This window comes from Mucilaginibacter sp. P4_D1 (assembly GCF_056401935.1).
The window spans coordinates 1-17297 of the sequence record NZ_JBFUIJ010000040.1; the positions used below are offsets into that span (position 1 = coordinate 1).

Annotated in this window: 15 protein-coding genes; 6 read left to right on the forward strand and 9 right to left on the reverse strand. The window is 43.3% G+C overall.

Features of this window, described 5'->3' with window-relative positions; translation table 11 throughout:
- Positions 1–277: 277 nt before the first annotated feature.
- The 3 genes from AC1DV1_RS24640 to AC1DV1_RS24650 are packed head-to-tail and all read right to left on the reverse strand — an operon-like array spanning position 278 to position 1926.
- Positions 278–1381: a hypothetical protein gene (locus AC1DV1_RS24640; protein WP_477365011.1), complete on the reverse strand. Its 1104-nt coding sequence runs from the start codon at positions 1379–1381 to the stop codon at positions 278–280.
- Between the two features lie 10 nt (positions 1382–1391).
- On the reverse strand, positions 1392–1679 hold the full coding sequence (locus AC1DV1_RS24645; RefSeq protein WP_477365014.1) for a hypothetical protein: 288 nt from the start codon (positions 1677–1679) through the stop codon (positions 1392–1394).
- 46 nt (positions 1680–1725) lie between these two features.
- On the reverse strand, positions 1726–1926 hold the full coding sequence (locus AC1DV1_RS24650; RefSeq protein WP_477365017.1) for a hypothetical protein: 201 nt from the start codon (positions 1924–1926) through the stop codon (positions 1726–1728).
- Between the two features lie 202 nt (positions 1927–2128).
- Between AC1DV1_RS24650 and AC1DV1_RS24655 the strand changes: the two genes are divergently transcribed.
- From AC1DV1_RS24655 to AC1DV1_RS24675, 5 genes are all read left to right on the forward strand, one after another.
- Complete coding sequence (locus AC1DV1_RS24655) at positions 2129–3169, forward strand: hypothetical protein (RefSeq protein ID WP_477365020.1); 1041 nt, start codon at positions 2129–2131, stop codon at positions 3167–3169.
- Positions 3170–3178: 9 nt separating this feature from the next.
- Positions 3179–3835: a hypothetical protein gene (locus AC1DV1_RS24660; RefSeq protein WP_477365023.1), complete on the forward strand. Its 657-nt coding sequence runs from the start codon at positions 3179–3181 to the stop codon at positions 3833–3835.
- The gene (locus AC1DV1_RS24665) at positions 3814–4602 is read left to right on the forward strand and encodes a sensor histidine kinase (RefSeq protein ID WP_477365026.1); all 789 of its coding nucleotides are present in this window, start codon (positions 3814–3816) and stop codon (positions 4600–4602) included. Before AC1DV1_RS24660 ends, AC1DV1_RS24665 begins: the two co-directional genes overlap by 22 nt.
- Position 4603: 1 nt before the next feature.
- A complete protein-coding gene (locus AC1DV1_RS24670; protein ID WP_477365029.1) occupies positions 4604–5248 on the forward strand; it encodes a response regulator in 645 nt (214 codons plus the stop codon).
- Between the two features lie 252 nt (positions 5249–5500).
- Positions 5501–7438: a glycoside hydrolase family 30 protein gene (locus AC1DV1_RS24675; RefSeq protein WP_477365032.1), complete on the forward strand. Its 1938-nt coding sequence runs from the start codon at positions 5501–5503 to the stop codon at positions 7436–7438.
- A gap of 314 nt (positions 7439–7752) precedes the next feature.
- Here AC1DV1_RS24675 and AC1DV1_RS24680 read toward each other — a convergent pair whose 3' ends face one another.
- On the reverse strand, positions 7753–8343 hold the full coding sequence (locus AC1DV1_RS24680; protein WP_477365036.1) for a cysteine hydrolase family protein: 591 nt from the start codon (positions 8341–8343) through the stop codon (positions 7753–7755).
- A gap of 159 nt (positions 8344–8502) precedes the next feature.
- The gene (locus AC1DV1_RS24685; protein ID WP_477365039.1) at positions 8503–9366 is read right to left on the reverse strand and encodes a helix-turn-helix transcriptional regulator; all 864 of its coding nucleotides are present in this window, start codon (positions 9364–9366) and stop codon (positions 8503–8505) included.
- A gap of 211 nt (positions 9367–9577) precedes the next feature.
- Here AC1DV1_RS24685 and AC1DV1_RS24690 point away from each other — a divergent pair, with 211 nt between their 5' ends.
- Positions 9578–10390, forward strand: coding sequence for a 3-keto-disaccharide hydrolase (locus tag AC1DV1_RS24690; protein ID WP_477365042.1), 813 nt, complete (start codon positions 9578–9580; stop codon positions 10388–10390).
- Positions 10391–10487: 97 nt separating this feature from the next.
- Here the strand turns inward: AC1DV1_RS24690 and AC1DV1_RS24695 are convergent, their stop codons facing one another.
- The 4 genes from AC1DV1_RS24695 to AC1DV1_RS24710 form a co-directional block, all read right to left on the reverse strand.
- Positions 10488–12707, reverse strand: coding sequence for a tetratricopeptide repeat-containing sensor histidine kinase (locus AC1DV1_RS24695; protein ID WP_477365045.1), 2220 nt, complete (start codon positions 12705–12707; stop codon positions 10488–10490).
- Between the two features lie 202 nt (positions 12708–12909).
- The gene (locus AC1DV1_RS24700) at positions 12910–13929 is read right to left on the reverse strand and encodes a LacI family DNA-binding transcriptional regulator (RefSeq protein WP_477365048.1); all 1020 of its coding nucleotides are present in this window, start codon (positions 13927–13929) and stop codon (positions 12910–12912) included.
- Between the two features lie 195 nt (positions 13930–14124).
- The gene (locus AC1DV1_RS24705) at positions 14125–15798 is read right to left on the reverse strand and encodes an RICIN domain-containing protein (protein ID WP_477365051.1); all 1674 of its coding nucleotides are present in this window, start codon (positions 15796–15798) and stop codon (positions 14125–14127) included.
- 489 nt (positions 15799–16287) lie between these two features.
- Positions 16288–16905, reverse strand: coding sequence for an RNA polymerase sigma factor (locus AC1DV1_RS24710; RefSeq protein WP_477365136.1), 618 nt, complete (start codon positions 16903–16905; stop codon positions 16288–16290).
- Positions 16906–17297: the final 392 nt, after the last annotated feature.

Below are 17297 nucleotides of genomic sequence, written 5' to 3' on the forward strand. Positions count from 1 at the left end.
GACAACTCTAACCGGATGGGATTGCGGGATTAGCTCCTCCAGGGTTGGCGGAATAGCTAATATTTGCTGCTGATCATAGTGTTTGAAAACAGGTTGTCTGATTGCCATATCTCATATATCTATACTTTAAATATATGAAAATCAGATTGTTAAAACAAATAAAACCATAGATAACTAATTGATTTTATAGCAATAAACCATTAATAATAAAAAAGAGGCTGATCATGATTTATGATACAGCCTCTTTTGGAAATTATAAGCATTCGGGTACCATGGACTACAATCCTCCAAATATGTCGAATGGAACAGTTAAGATAAGTTGGAAGCTTGATCCGCTTTTAAAGCTGGCTAATGAGCTTGTTGGTGTTACATAGCCGATGTTGATACCCCCTTGCAGGCCAATTGGATTTCCGTTGTCATCTCGCGCTTTTATAAAGTACACAGGTAGGGATAACGCCAGTTTCTTGCTCTTGAAGCCATAAATCAAGGTTGGATCTATTGCTACCGCCGGGTTTTCTCCGCCAAAGCTTTTTCGCGCTTCAAGGCTTATTTTATGATCATACTGCTTAGTTGGTTTACCAAAAGCGAGGGTCTGTGTTATAAAATTGGCTGTGGTGCCGAAGGGTGAAACAAAACCAACATCGTCTGCCGCTTTGTAGCTTGATGAGTAAGCGTAGTTTATACCAAAGTAGCCTGTCAAATCTTTAAATGGAAAACCTACAGACAGTTTAATATTAGGTGTTAAGTAATTTGCGTCTATCCTATTTAGTTTCACAGAATCTGTTGAATACGAGAAATTTGATTTGGTAAAGGAGATGCCAAAGTTAAAGAATACAGGGGCGTCGTTTTTATAACCTACTTGTGCAAGCCTTTGTTTTTGAGCCTCCGTTCCGTGTGTAGCGACATCTAACATACCCACATTTCGAGGGTCGGTTACTTCGGGATGGGTACGCGCGTAATCTGCAAATAACGCTTCTAAGTCAGTTCGCTCTGTTGGCGAAAACGGTTTGGGTGCCCAGCGGATTTTTTGAAAATTAAAGCCAATAGTTGTGCCTGGACTTATCCCTTTTGTAAAATCAACAAATGATGCCTGTTTATCGCCAGCTCCTACTTTTTGATCGGCATACAAACCGAAAACAAGCGATGATTTGGTTTTATATTTTAGTTCCACTTTGCCATTTACACCTTCGTTAAAAACTGAGGTAACTGAGATGTTAGATACAAAATTAGACAACGCAGCACCTCCAAACGGAGTGAAATTTTCACCGATTTGCTTGTTATTTGATTCAACTTTATACTCTTCAACAGTTTTAGCCGGGGTTTGGCCAAAGGCATTACTTACCACAATAATAAATACCGCTAATAAAATTATCTTTTTCATGATGCCTTAATTAAACGGTGAATGAAAATACGCCAGCATCTGTTGCCGGGCCAGAATAACTTTTAGCAAAATTTAATGCTGGAAAACCTGTGGGGTTGCCTGTAACAGAAGCTATAATGGTGTAATCGGCTGCTGCCGGGTTCCAGGTGTGCCATTCAAAACTATATTTTTCGCCAGGTACCAGCAGGCAGCTTCCTGTGCCGTTTTCGTGTACAGTTAAAATTTTTACATTGTTTTTGTTAATGATGTAAACAATGAGTTGCCCGTTTTTTGCAGTGGTTTTAATGTTAAGATCCATGATGAGAGGTTTTAAGGGTTGAGTTAAATATTTATTATTTTATTTGTTAAAACACTATATAGGGCCGCATGCTTTGTTCCGTCTCGCGGCGTAAGCAGTAACTCTTTTCAAAGGCAAAAGCCGTTTTTTTGATATTGAATGGCAATGTGTTTACATTTAGCTTTCGCGGCCAGTGATGAACCACAATTAGCGTCACTATCATTAATAAAATAGTAGCCAGTATAAACAGCAGCGCATTCTTGCTCATTTTTAATTGGGGATTGAATAATTCAAACTTCGGGAGTTTGATGAGTAGCTTTTAGCGTACTAAGCCCCTTTTTGGCAGGGTATTTTTACGGTACTGAAAACCGTATAAGTATCTGGAGGACTTTAGTTTCCAATATCGAATTTTGGCACTATCAATTCACAACTTTTAACTATATTTAAACACCAACCCAAATCTTAATGTCATGAAAAAAATCTCCTTGTTATTAGCAGTGACCACGCTGATGTGGTCATGTAATCAATCCTACAGTAAAAAAGAAATATCAAAAGACACCACCGATGCAGGTGGAGTTGTTATTAAAAAAAAAGCAATTGCACATGCCCCCAAAGCTGATTCGATCCCAATTGTATTAGTACATAAGTCATTAAATGGGATTGACTCAGCTGACGTTAAAAAAATGACCGACGAGTTTAACTCAGTCATCTATCAAAAGATTATTCCACGAAGCAAGGAAAGTATCTGGTTCAGCGACGACATAATTAGAAATATGTATGCCCTGCTTTTGAAAGAGCGTGCTGGAAGGTTAAGTAAAGACATTGGTACGCCCGATGGGTTTAGAATATATTTTATAAGCCGTACGTCTGACAAAACTGATCTTTCTGTAGCCATTGTGTCAACAAAAAACAAAGGGACGTATCCAGGCACCTCAACGATATGGCATACTGATTATTATTACCACGATGGAGGAATGCCATTGTACACATCTTCTAAGGACATAAGTGGAGAAAAAGGCACTGGTAGTTGTGACGGAGGAGCATTATTAAATGATCCGTGCAGATTGAACTGTGCAGATAATTGCATTATCAGCCCGAGCCATGATATTTCAAGGGCCGAAGGAGAAAACATGACTACGCACTTCGGTAACAAAGAAATTAATACCCAAGCTGTATGGTTTGACTTCGAAATGCTCGCAAGTATAATTGAATCAAAAGTTGCTTTTGATGGAATACGTATTTATACCAGCAACTACGGTGATACAAATTCGCTGGGACGCCCGGTGGACCCTCCATCAACCCCTGTTTTAGATAGGAAGCAGCAGAGAGATACATTTGTTTTTACTCTGACAAAAGATTCCACCATCGTAGCCACAAGTGATCACCCGCAAAGACACACACAAAGAGATAATTTTAATTGCAATACTCTTGAAAAAGTACGGAAGTACTTCTTTTCGAAAGCAGCAGGATTAAACAACGGTGAACTTTGCCCCAGCCACTGCAACAACTAATATTATACTATGTTAAGTGACTACTACACTTTAAACACCATTTGCGAATTCATTTGCGCGGTAATTGCCTTAATATGTTTAAGAAAGGATAAGGCACTGGCCTGGCGGTTAATGATCGTTCTGATGGTTGCAACGTTTGTGAGCGAAACAGCCGGCAGGTATGTTTTCTTACATTCGGCGTCACAAAATAACCATTGGGTGTATAACATTTTCATATTGTTCGAAATTGTTATCACACATATAATGTTTGCACATTTGTTTAGTCGCTACACTAATTTTAAGCCCGTATTAATTATAGGCGTTATTATATTAGGCCTTTGTTATGCATATGATATGTATAACAAAGGTTTTTTTTGGTATAGCAACCATACTTATACGGTAATGTCGGTATTGTTTGTGTTATACAGTCTTATTTATTATTACCTCAGGTTTAAAGATGACCAATATGTTGATTTGAGGTATTCACCCGAGTTTTGGTGGGCAGCAGGTATTTTGTTCTTTTTCTTCGGTGCAACTGCATCTAATTTATTTGATGAGCAGTTGTATGCGGTAATGTTGTATAAGCATCACCTCACGTATTATATTTTCAGGTTTCTTGATATTTTATTATATGGTTTCTGGAGCTATAGTTTTATCTGCCGAAAATGGTTAATAACGACAACATAAGAGCACTGGTGATTACCGGGACGGTGATATTTATGATCTCCCCGGCATTTATTGTGCTTTACATTTTGGTGTATAACAAGCGGAAGAAAAAATATGCTGAGGAGAAAGAGCAGATGGAGCAGAATTTTAATAACGAACTAATCAAAACCCAGCACGAAATTCGCGAGCAAACCATGCAAACCATTGGGGCCGATTTGCATGATAACGTGGGGCAGTTGCTGAGCCTTACCTCGTTCACCTTAAAATCAATTGCTTATGGCGAACCGGATACGATGATGAAAAAGGTGGGTGACGCCATTGAGCTTACCTCGCGGTCCATACAGGAAATGCGCCTGCTGGGTAAGTTGCTACAGGGCGAGCAGTTGATAGGCATTGGTTTAACCGAAGCTATAAAACAAGAAGTAAAATGGCTGGAAAAAACCGGGCAATACCATGTTAATTACCTCGACGATGGATTAAGCGGAGTAACTGCCAATCCTGAAAAGGACCTGATTATTTTCAGGATAGCTCAGGAGGTGCTCAATAACGCTATCAAACACGCGCAGGCTACAGCCATTGGCATTAAATTAAGCTATCACGGCGGACAACTTCAACTGGTTATTACCGATAATGGTATTGGTTTTAACCTGGCCGAAATACAGGCCGGCCAAATGGGCATGGGGCTGCAAAACATCCATAAGCGTGCTGTACTTATTGGCGGGCAAACTACTATCCACTCCGCCCCCGGTGAAGGCACCCATATTCACGTTTTTATTCCGTACCTGTAACATGCAACAAAACACTATTATAAATATTGCCATTGTAGACGATCATACCTTATTCCGTAACGGCGTAGCCGCGCTGATGAAAGAATTTGGCGAGCTGAATATTGTTTTTGAAGCCGGCAACGGCGAACACATGCAACAGTTTTTAACCAACAGAACAATGCCCGATGTAATTTTAATGGACATTAACATGCCGGTTATGGATGGCTACGCTGCTACCGCCTGGTTAAAAAACCACTACCCCCAGGTTAAGGTATTAGCCTTAAGCATGTATGAAGATGATAAGGCTGTAATTAAAATGATTAAAAACGGCGCTTGTGGTTATGTATTAAAAGAAGCCGACCCGCGCGAGGTGTTCAATGCTATAAAAACTGTTTTTGCCAAAGGTGTTTTCATTAACGAAATGGTATCGGGCAAACTTATGCGGTCCATGACCAGCCAAACAGCCGAGGCATCATTTTCAAAAAACGAAGTGGAATTTTTAAAACTCTGCTGTTCGGAGCTTACCTACAAAGAAATGGCCGACAAAATGAACATAAGTCCACGCACCATTGATAATTACCGTGAGGCCCTGTTTGCCAAACTGAACATAAAATCGCGCACAGGCCTGGTATTGTATGCCATTCAGAACCAGATCATCAAGCTTTAGCTGGTAGTATTAATGACAATACTTGTTGTTATGTACAATGGTAAAGCACTAACAATAACCCCGTTAGCGGCAAACCATGACCAATATTAACAAAATGATTGTAGCTTTATACCAAAGCACCATAACGGCATTTCCATTTCTGTAAACGACGATAATGGTACTAAGCAATTTGCATACCCCTGCCGGGTATGCTATTTTGGGTCAAATTTCAAGTTTCGCAAGTTCAGTTAAACCAGTAATAAAGCTTTTACCATGAAAAAAATTATCCTCTGTTTTACAACAATGTTTCTTGTTGTGTTGGATAGTAAAGCGCAAACAACGATCACGTTAGCCGCAAATGATGCGGGAAGGGTGTTTGAAGGGATTGGGGCTGTAAGTGCCGGCGCTTCTACTCGTAATTTGGTCGACTACCCTAAAAAGCAACGGGCTGAAGTTCTTGATTTTCTTTTTAAACCAAAATTTGGCGCGGGTTTTCAGCATCTTAAAGTTGAGATAGGAAGTGGCGAGAATTCCACATGCGGCAGCGAGCCTTCGCATGTTGTCACACGCGCAGAATTGCTGAATCCCAAACCCCGCGGTTATGAATTTTGGCTGATGGCCGAATCGCGCAAACGTAACCCGAAAATCATACTTGACTGTTTGCCCTGGGCTTATCCTAATTGGGTTGACAATCGTTTTTCGCAGGCATCTGCCGACTGGATTGTTTCCTTTTTAGACGTTGCCCGCAAAAACTATCATTTGAATATCAACTGGATATCGGCCGGTCAAAACGAAATGGGAACTGATTTAAATTGGATAGCCAAAAATTTACGCCCAACGCTAAATGCCCATGGTTTTGCCAAAGTAAAGCTGCAGGCTCCGGATGATGATAGCGAATTCTGGCAGGTATTTGATAAACTTGAAAAAAATGCGGTGTATAACAACCTGGTTAATGCAGTGGGTTATCACTATGTGGACGGTCGTGAGCCCTGGGATATTGATCAGAAAGGAGGCCGCGACGCGACGGAAAAAGCCAAACGATCGGGCAAGCCTTTATGGGCCAGCGAGGAATGGAGCCAGTCGGGACAGGAATGGGGAGGCAAAGGCACCATTTACCTGGCCCGGCTAATGAACAAATTATATAGCCGCGACCGTATTACCAAATTTGAGATATGGTGTCCTGTTGATGGTATTTATGACCAAATTATTTGGGCCAATACCGGCGCCTTACAGGCCGACCAACCCTGGAGCGGCCATTACACCATCTGGCCTTCGGTATGGGCAGTGGCTCACACCACCCAATTTGCCGAACCCGGCTGGGTTTATATGGATAAAGCCTGCGGACAATTTGATGCAACTACCTGGCGCGGCAGCCATGTGGCATTGCGGAATCCCCAAACCGGCGATTGGTCGGTTATCATAGTCACCGGCCAAAAACAGCAGGTGAAGCTGGATATTGGTGAAGGGCTTAAAAAAGGCCCGGTTTATATATGGAAATCGACCGCGAAAGAGCAGTTTATACAGCAAAGGCCGTTGCGGTTAAACAATAATTCGGTAGAAGTTGAACTGGAAGGTGATGCAATTTATACCTTAACCAGTACCACCGGGCAAACAAAAGGCTCCCATGGTACGCCGCCCGAAAGTAAGCCCTTCCCGTTTCCCTATACCGAAAATTTTGAATCCTATGCTGCCGGAAAAACACCACGCTACTTTTCTGATCAGAAAGGTACTTTCGAAACTTGCAAATCACCCAAGGGTGGGATCTGCCTGGCACAAATTGTACCTAAACAGGGCATTTTATGGTATGATAACTGGCTATTGAAGCCCCACTCGCTATTTGGCGACCTTAACTGGAACGATTATGCCATAGAAGGCGATGTATTAATTGATGGCGGCGATGTTGAGTTAGGCGGTCGCTACGCCGACCGCGAAAAGTTGGGCATACGCTGGATACTTACAGGGGATGGGCGGTGGCAGCTCAATTGGGGTTATAATACGCTTGCTTCGGGCCAGATTGAGAGATTTGCACCTGCAGCCTGGCACCACCTGCGCCTGGAAATGAAGGGCACACAAATTACCGGCTTTATTGACGGTAAAAAACTGACGACCATTACAGACGAGTCGCATTTAAAGGGTGCGGCATTCATAGCAAGTACATACAGCCGAAACTTGTTCGACAATATTCGTGTAGAGCCAATTTCCGGGGAATAATGCTCCGGAGCTGCATGCTATGTAATAAATATGCAACTCCCGGATGTTTAATTTCATCCGGGAGTTTTTTGTATACCCGCAGTTCGCGTTAAGGATTGCAGTGAAAAGCCCAGAGCGCGGGCTGGCCGGGGCGGCAAAGGCAAGGCGAGGACTTGTAACGAAAAGCCTGACCGCCGCTTCTACCAGCGGCGGGAACGCACTGTTTAGTATCAAGTATTGAGTATCAAGAATCAAGACGGCGCTGCCTTTATTTCATCACCGACAGCACCTGTGAGACGGGCAAATAGCTTGCAAACAGCTTATGGATTAAATTGCTAAAGAAAATCATCGTTTTTTTTTAAAGCGTTAAGTACGTCATCGGTATTTAAAACGGTGGCAAACTCGTTGTTAATTTGCGCCAGTGCGGTTAAATGGATGGTTTCGGCATCGTAGTGTTCGCCTTTGATGCCGGTTTTGGCAAAGGCGGCGGTAGCATCGGCCACTACAAAGGTGTGGTAGCCAAAGTTACCAGCCATACGGGCCGTGGTAGATACACAATGTTCGGTGGTAAGGCCAACTATAACTACGGTATCTATGCCCGCAGCATCCAGCTGTTGTTGCAGATTGGTGCCGATGAAGGAGCTGTTTACCGATTTTTTGATCACCGTTTCGCCGGGCAAAGGTTTCACAATTTCTTTGTGCGCGTTGCCGGGGTTGCCCTCGGCCAGCAGCGAGTTAGGGTTAGCCGAGCAATGTTGGATGTGGAACAGCGGCAGGTTATTTGCCCGCCAGTAATCAAGCAGTTTGCGGGCATTAACTTCGGCATTGGGGTTATTGCGTTGGCCGCCCCAATAAGGGATATTATCAAAACCCTGCTGTATATCAACGAGTATTAATGCAGGGTTGGTGTTCTGTAGTGTTTTCATACCCCAAAATTGCAGCTTTGTAAGGGCCGTAATTTTGTTGTGAGGCTTTATTTGTTTGTTTTTATAAGGCCGGTTAAGTCTAAAGTACTAAGTCGTAAGTCTAAAGTTATTTTTTTGATTTAGAACTTAAGACTTTGGGCTAAAAACTGTCCGTCAATTTTATGGAAGACACGACACCAGTTCGTTACGCGCGCTTTTGGGCGAAGCACCAAACTTCTGCTTATAAACTTTCGAAAAATGCGAAATATTTTCGAACCCGCTGCTATAAGCCACCAGCGATACCGGATCGTTCGAGTGCTTTAACTGGTACTCGGCATACTCCAGCCGGCGGTTAAACTGCCATTTTACTGGCGTGGTATTAAAACGATCTGTAAACTCTTTTTTAAACGCGCTTACACTCCTGCCGGTGAGTTTGGCCATATCGGCTATGGAAAGCTGCCTGTTGAAATTGGTTTCCATAAAGTAAGCCAGATCAACCTTTTTATTACTTACCAGGTCTTTCAAAAACGAGGCAAAGGTTTTTGATTTATCGCCCGATAAGATCTGCAACAGCACCTGGTGGGCTGCAAACTTAACAATGCACCTGGAGTAGTTTTGCGGCTGTACAATATGCTGCATAACCTGGGCTACGTTGGCTTTTATAAATTCGGAAGTTTTAAAGGTAAACGGCGGCAAATCGGCACACAGTTTTTCCTGTTTAAATTCGGGCACATGGCTTTCCAGGAAATAATCAACAAACTCATTTTCCATAAAAATGAGCAGGCTGGTATAATCATCAGACGGGAACAACTGGTAATTGCCCCGCCGCCTGAACTGGATATCGCCGGCCGTTAGGTGTTGTACGTAGCTACCATACCTCACATCAATGGTACCCGTTAAAATTATTTCCAGGCAATGCGCGGTTTGCAGGGTATCATCACACCTGAAAGGGCGCTTTTTATCAATGATGATCCCGTACATATCAGACAATCGCAACCTGATATGCGAATGATGATCAAGCAGGTCTTTAGGGATTTGTATCATCGCTACACATTAATTTTCACTAAGCTACATGTTGGCATTTATCTTTTTTACTTTTTTGATTAATTGTAACAAATGGATGATAAAAGCTGATGGGCGCCTTGCCGGTGCTGGTTGCGTTATTTATACTCCGGTTTTACTTATCCTATTGAATTTAATGCTATTTTGGTACCATTAAAACAACCTGGTCATAAACCATAACACCTACCCTGCCATGAAAAACACACGTTATCTTTTTATATTTTCCTGTTTTTTGTTACTTGGCTGTACCGGCGCTAAAAAACTGGCCAATGCCGGTAACGACGGCAAAGGCTGGAAGAAGCTATTTAACGGAACCGATATAAAGGATTGGTTTGTAAAGATTAACCATCACCTGGTGGGCGAAAATTATGGTAATACATTTAGGGTAGAAGATGGCATAATCAAGATCAGGTATGATCAGTATGGCGAGTTCGATAATCAATTTGGTCACCTGTACTACAAAACGCCGTTTTCGCACTTTAAACTGCGGTTTGAGTATCGTTTTGTTGGCAAACAGCAAAAAGGCGCGCCTGACTACACCCTGCTTAACAGCGGCGTTATGTTTCATTCGCAAGACCCCAGGACCATGCTTAAAGACCAGGATTGGCCGATATCCATCGAAATGCAGTTACTGGGTGGCCTTGGCGACGGAAAACCCAGACCAACAGGCAATATGTGCTCGCCCGGTACCGATGTGGTTTATAAAGGAAGGGTTTGGCCCGACCATTGCATCAGTTCGACATCGAAAACCTATGATGGCGAGCAATGGGTAAAAGGCGAACTGATTGTTCTGGGCAACAAGTTAGTTACCCATATCATCAACGGCGATACCGTACTGCAATACTCTAAACCCTCTATTGGAGGCGGCGTGGCCAATGGTTATGATCCTAAATACAAACAGGACGGAAAGTTATTGAGCAGCGGCTTTGTTGCTTTACAAAGCGAGGGCCAACCTGTTGATTTCAGGAATATCGAGATTAAACAGCTGCCGGATACGGAACGGTAAGCCCCACCTAAATCCTCCCCGGGAGGGAGGACTTTAAAAAGCAGTGCAGTTAAGTCTCCCCAACCGGGGGAGATTTAGAGGGGGCTGCCTGCCCTTATCAATCAACCTCGCCCGCTGCCATGGTAGCGGCGGGCTGCAGCGGAATAACAAAACTGAATTTGGTGCCAACGCCTTCTTCACTGGTTACCCAGATACGGCCTTTGCATTTTTCGACCAGGTCTTTACAAAGTAACAAGCCCATACCTGTGCCCGATTCATTAAGTGTTCCGGTCTTGCTATCAACCTGGCTTTTGAAAAGTTTATTAGCCCGGTCGGGCGGCATGCCTATGCCCGTATCTGTTATCGTTACCAATACGTTTTCGTCCTGCTCAGTGGCGGATACTTCTATAACATCACCAGCGCCAGAAAACTTGATGGCGTTGGTAATTAAGTTCCTGACAACTATCCTTATCGAATTAGGGTCGGCAAGGGCCATTAGTTCGTTATTACCGCTGCATAGCACGGTAATGCCCTTAAAAGAGGCCTGCTCGGTATGGTTTTTAATTTCCGACTGGATAATATCATCTATTGAAAAACTTTTGCCCGATGCGTTGAAATTCTCGAGCTGGCTATTGATCCAGAATAGAAGTGTATCAAGAAAATCAGATGTGTAATCGAGCTTTCGTATTACAGATGGGATCATCTCCAGCATCTCCTGGTGGCTGATAGATTCGTCGGACAACAGGTCAAACAAGCCGCGTAAGGTACTCAGCGGCGACCGCAGGTCATGCGCCAATATGGATATCAGCTTATCTTTCAGTTTATTCAAATCGTTCAGCTTTTCGGCCTGTTCGTCTATATTCACCTTTTGCTCCAAAACTTCATTGTTTTTGAGTTTAAGCTGGGTGTTTATTTTTAACTGCTGTTGCTTTTGCCGGTAATACAGGAAAGCAATTAACAACACAGCCGTAATAATTATAAAAAATATAATGTTTAACAGGTCTTTATCATGTAGTTTTTGCTGATAGAGCAAGGCATTTGCCTTTTGCTGCAATAATTGCTGCCGCTGTTTTTCAGCATAGTTATATTGGGTTATGTACAGGGTAAACTTTTGAACACTTTCATCTTTCCGGAAAGTACGCTTCATGTTGTCAAAATCTCTTTGGGCGGCATATGCCTCTTTGTACAATTTAAGTCCGCCAAGGGTTTCAATTAATTGAACAGCGGCATTTGTGCGCAGCAAAACGCTGCCAATATGATCGGCAAGGGTTTTGGCCTGCAGGGCAAAACCATAAGCTTTAGCGTAATCGTGGTTTACATTGTAAAACAGGGCTGTATTAATCAAAGCAATTACCTTGTTGTAGTCCATTTGATTATCCGTAGCTACTTTTAGGGCCAGCTGCAGGTAGCCCAAAGCTTTGGAATTTTCCTTTTTACGAATATAACAAACTGCCAAATCGCTATTACAAGTGCTTATACCGTCTTTATCGTCCTGCTTTTGGTCGATAGCCAGGGCATCGTTAAGGTACTGAATAGCGTTGTCATACTTTCCCTGGGCCATTAATACTTCGCCAATGTTTTGTTTGGCTACGCTAATGCCACCGTCCGATTGCATTTGTGTCCAGGTTTGCAGTGCCTCGGTAAAATAGGTTAAAGCCTGGGGATAAATTTCCATGCTTTGCAGGATGACGCCTATGTTATTATAATCTGCCGATATTTTCTTTTTGTTATGAAGCTTTGTATCAATATTCAGGGCTTTAAAATAGTAATCAAGAGCAGTGGATGAGTGACCGAGGTTATCATAATTGTTGCCCATGCTTAAATATAAACGCGATAGGCCGGGCAAATCATCAATAGCAAGCTTAATTGGCAACGCCTTATTGTAGTAACTTAACGCCTTTTGATAATCGCTCAGCTGGTAATACAAGTCGCCGTAAAGCTTATAACAATTGCTAATGCCCATGGCACTTTTGGCCCGGGTGTAAAGGGCCATACTTTCTTTAATGTTCTTTAATACGATATCATATTTAGATTGGCTGATGTAAACCGTTGTAACAGCCAGTAGCCCATCGGCAATGCCGGTGCTGTAGTTTATGCTGCGCGAAATCTGTGTTGCCTTTTGCCCGTAGTAAATGGTACTATCCGGATAGTATGAGGTATAGGCTACAGCCAGTTTATTTAAATCATTTATAACTGCCGTATCATTTACCTGCTTTTTGGCCGCAATGGATTTGAGTAATTCGTTTCGCAGGCTATCAGATTTTGCTTCATAACGATAGGCCCAGCACAAATTGCATAAAAAAAGCGATAAAATACTAAGCCATATTTTGGTATTCATTCAATCAAAAAAAAATAGAATCAGGGTTATAAAGTAAAGGTTGTTTAAACTGTATCACAAACGCCATTGCACTTTTATGCAATTGCCCGCAGGATTTTTACGGCTTAAACAACATTTAAGTTATAAATATATAATTTTAATTTATTTAATAGTTGGCGTTAGTATTGTTAGCCAGAATAAATCACTTTTAAAATTCCTTAGCTTAAAGCAGCTGACTTAATGTGGACTCCCTTGCGATGAAGTTGGTTTTTAGCACTATCCGCTGAAAAGCGGCGGGGCTGTTTGATTGCAGCCGGCCCAGCATTATTTCGGTTACCTGCTCCCCTATTTGTTTTACAGGCTGGGCGACGGCCGAAATGGACGGGCTAAACAATTCGAAATTGGTATTATCATCAAAAACAACAATACCTATGTCCCTGGCAACCTGCAGGCCAAGTTGCCTGATAGCTTCTATACCGCTCAGGGCAAGGTAATTGGTTGAAAAAAATATGGCGTCGATAGCCTTTTGGCCCGTTAAAAATCTCCGGATTTGTTCTACACATTTTGATTTTTCAAGATCGTAGGGTATTTGTTTGATCCTTTGCACCAGCCCGGAATCATTCAGCGCCTTTAAATAGCCGTTGACGCGCTCTTCCATCTGGTTTTGCTTTGATAACAGCGTTACCATCGCAATATTTTTAAACTGCCTGGCTACCAGGTGCTCTACCGCCTGTAAGGCCCCGTTAAAATTATCAATCAGTACCTTATCGCAGTTAAGGCCGGGCACATCGCGGTCAAATACAACAACCGGGAAACCATCGGCTACCAGTTCCCGGATATAATTTTCAGTTCCGGGCGGCGGGGCGATGATATATCCGTCGACATTATGGTTTCGAAAGGCCTGCAACAGATCAATAGCCTGTACGGTATCATTCTCGGTACTGCCATAAATAACTCTATAACCCGAAGAGAGGGCCGACCGTTCGACAACCCGGGCAATTGAAGAAAAAAACGGATCCGAAATATCCTCAACAAGCATACCTATAGTTTTGCTTTTGCCGGTACTAAGCCCAACAGCTATGCGGCTTGGCTGATAGCCTACCTTTTCAACATACTTTAATATTTTATTTTCGAGTTTGATACTAATACCATGTTGCCGTGCTTTGCCATTTAAAACAAATGAAATAGTCGATTTTGATACCTGTAATTGTTCGGCAATATCTTTTATAACTAATTTCTTCATCAGGTTTAACAGCAGGCTGCAATAGTTAATAAGTTAAAAGTTGGGCAACCTGTTGCTATGACAACCCACCGGGGATTTAATACTCAATCTGAGGTGTGAAATCTGAGGGCTGGGGTCAGAGGCCTGAGGCCCGAATTCGTGTTGGCTTCAGACCGCGGCCCTCAGATTTCACACCTCAGACTCCACAACTCAGCATCAAGGCACAATAGACCACTGCTGGTTAAAGCTGGTATTACTACCCCAGAATTGCATAATGGAGCCATTGGCAGTACCGCCACCGGTATCAAGGCATTTGCCGTTGGTGCGGTTTACCACTTTATAGTACGACCCGACAGGCACTATTATCCATTGCTGATTTGGCGAGGTTCCGCTTGCCCACTGGGTAACATTGGAGCCATCGGCCGTATTGGCATTGCTATCCAAACATTTACTGCTGGACACACAGGTAAGCTTGTAATAGCCGCCGCTATAGGATAGCACCCATTTTTGATTACCGGATGTACTGCTGGCCCATTGCCCAACATTAGCAGCATTGGCAGTAGCGCCAAGGTTATCCAGGTATTTGCCGCTTGCCCGGTTCACGAGATGATAAGTACCATTAGCAATAGGCTGAGTAGACGTTGTAAACGTAAGGGTACCAAATCCTAATTGATCGTACCCTCCGCTTGTACTGCCATAGTCTCCGCCACCACCTTCGGGCCTTATATTGCTGGCATACTGGGCACTATAAGTGGCTGTAACACCGGCTACATTGGCAAAATGGTTATAGATTAGCTCCCAGGATGGCCGGATATCGCCCCTGCTTGATGCCGAAATTACAGTTTGCGAATTTGCCGCGCAGGTAGTACCGCTGCCCCAGTTGTAGGTTGTAAATGGTACGGTATTGCCCAGGTTATAACTGGCCGTATATTCGCTTACTGCCAGCGCTTTGTTGGTTTTGTAGCCAAACAGGTCATCGCCCTGGTTGTAGGCCATTTGGCAAAAGGCACCAAGTAAGGAGATATCAAGGCACTGGTGTCCCTGGTCGCGGCCGCTTTCCTGACCCTGGCCAAGCCCGCCTGTATATAAAAATGGTACCGCATGATCTATTGCTCCATTACCGGCGCCGGTTTTGAAATAAGTAACGGCCTCATTGTATTTGGTGGCATCGTCGCACAGGATGCCGATAGACAGGATTGAGGCCATGCTGCACAAATCCCAGTTTGCCCAGTAATTGGTGATACAGGCTCCGTTGTGATTCACCAGGAAATCGTGGTTCATGGGGTAAAACACGGTAAGCATCATGGTTTTAAACCTGGTAAAGTCGGCCGCCGCCCATCCGCCGTATGAGCGCATAATTTCGGCAGCATTGGCAAACTCGTAGCCGTAAATGCCCGCAGCAAGCCACCTATCGGCACTACCAGATATCGCTACGAGTGTAGATGACCATGCGTTCATAATAGCCACCGCATTATTACCACAGGCCACATCGCCATTAATTTTCCAGCGCAAGGCATTTTGATACGCCGCAGCAATATCATTATACAGCTTGGAGTAATTTTCGGGCGCGCCTGATCCCCTGTACACAGTATCAACCGGGCCCTTCATCACATAGGTAGACAGGGAGTGCGAATTTGCGGTAAGCTTGTTCCAGCCCGAAAGCCATGGCTCGGTGCTTGCCGTTACCATGGTTTGCATGCGGATAAAATCGGCCTCGGTATGCAACAGGCCCGGATGGATAAAGGGGCTAACGGCAGCGACCTTAAGTTTGGATAATTTACCGGTTTTAACGCTGTCGGTAGCAGTCGCGGCGGGGGCACCTGATTTCCTGCAGCTCCAGAAAGGAAGCAGGCAAAAAAGACAAAACAGAAACATCAATTTTGTTTTCATAATAAATGGTTAAGTATATTGGTTTAATTAATTGCACGTTAACACCAGCCGCAATAGTATGGCAGTAATTGTGTTGTGTTGTCAGAGCACAATTAAAGGCCACCTACCAACAGGCGCCATAGGTTTTATAATGGCTGATAATTGGTTTACAGATTACAAATCTCTGTTATAAAAACCTCTATGAGAGGGGTTTGATTAACCAAAAAGAGGCTATGGATTAATCAATAGTTAACCAGGGAAAATAAAAACGCTAATGGTTGGTGTTGCGGGTAGTGGGTAAAAATTACGCGCATAGTGTTTGGAAGAGATAAAAAAAGCAAAGGGATGAGCGATTACTTCCTTGGGGAGAGGGCAATGCCATTAAGTTGGGAGAAATATTAAAATTTTAATTTCGCGTCAAGACGCCCAAGAAAAATAATCACTTTGCGCCTCTGCGTCTTTGCGAGAAAGACCTCTTAACTTAACGGCATTGCCAATCTATTATGCCATTCATACCGCCACACGACAGGATTGCACCCGTTTATCATCTACCAAATTGATACGCAACTGTTGCATAGCCCGATGTACGTGGTTTACTACCGATTGGTAATTTATCCCGGTTACCTCAGCTATTTGCTCATACGTCCAGCCGTCAAAATATTTTAAATGCACCATTTCCTTTTGTCTTTTGGGTAAGGCGTTTAACGCAAGCGTTAATAACCTGTTGAACTCTATATCATTTTCGCCGTTCACCCAAATCTCCTCCTGCGAAAATGCAAGGTCAATTTCGCGCTGGTCTTCGGCTATTGGTAAATGATTCTTCTGGCTTTTAAAATAGTTGAGCGCAAGTGAGCGGGCTGCCTTAAAAAAGTAAACCTTTACGTTGTATATCGGCCCAAGCCTTTCCCGGCGTTCCCACATTTTTATAAACAACTCCTGAATAAGGTCTTGTGATACAATTTCGTCGCGGGTAATTTTCAGCACATAATGGTAAAGTACCCGGTACAACTCCTGATGAATAGCCCCGAATTCACTGACATCGCCCTGACGGGTTTTTTCCCAACGTATGGCTAACTGGTCATTCATGTTCATAAAAAATGTATAGTTATAATTGATATTGGTTTCCACTGCTCCCAAAAAACAACCGTTTAAAATCGGGCTAGAAAAATTGGCGCGAACTTTTTCGATTGCCGGATAATTGGTTTTACAACAGCTAATATGAGTGGATTTTAGGCGACAGAAAGGCTATAAAACAACCATTCAGCGGACGTAAACTGGTCAAAAAAGCCTAAAAAACCGGTTTAGGAGCTATTTGGGGATATCTGAGAAAATTCGCCATTAATTGCGATTAGAGGCGTGCCTATGATAGATAACCAGGGACCAAATTATAAATACATCGCGGGAGGAGAATTTATTAAGGCACTCAACGCCTGATTGCCTGACAATGCGGCCCTACAATCGGGAGGAACAGTACCGCGTTCCGAGGGACAAAACCACTTTAAATAAAAACCCGGCCAGGA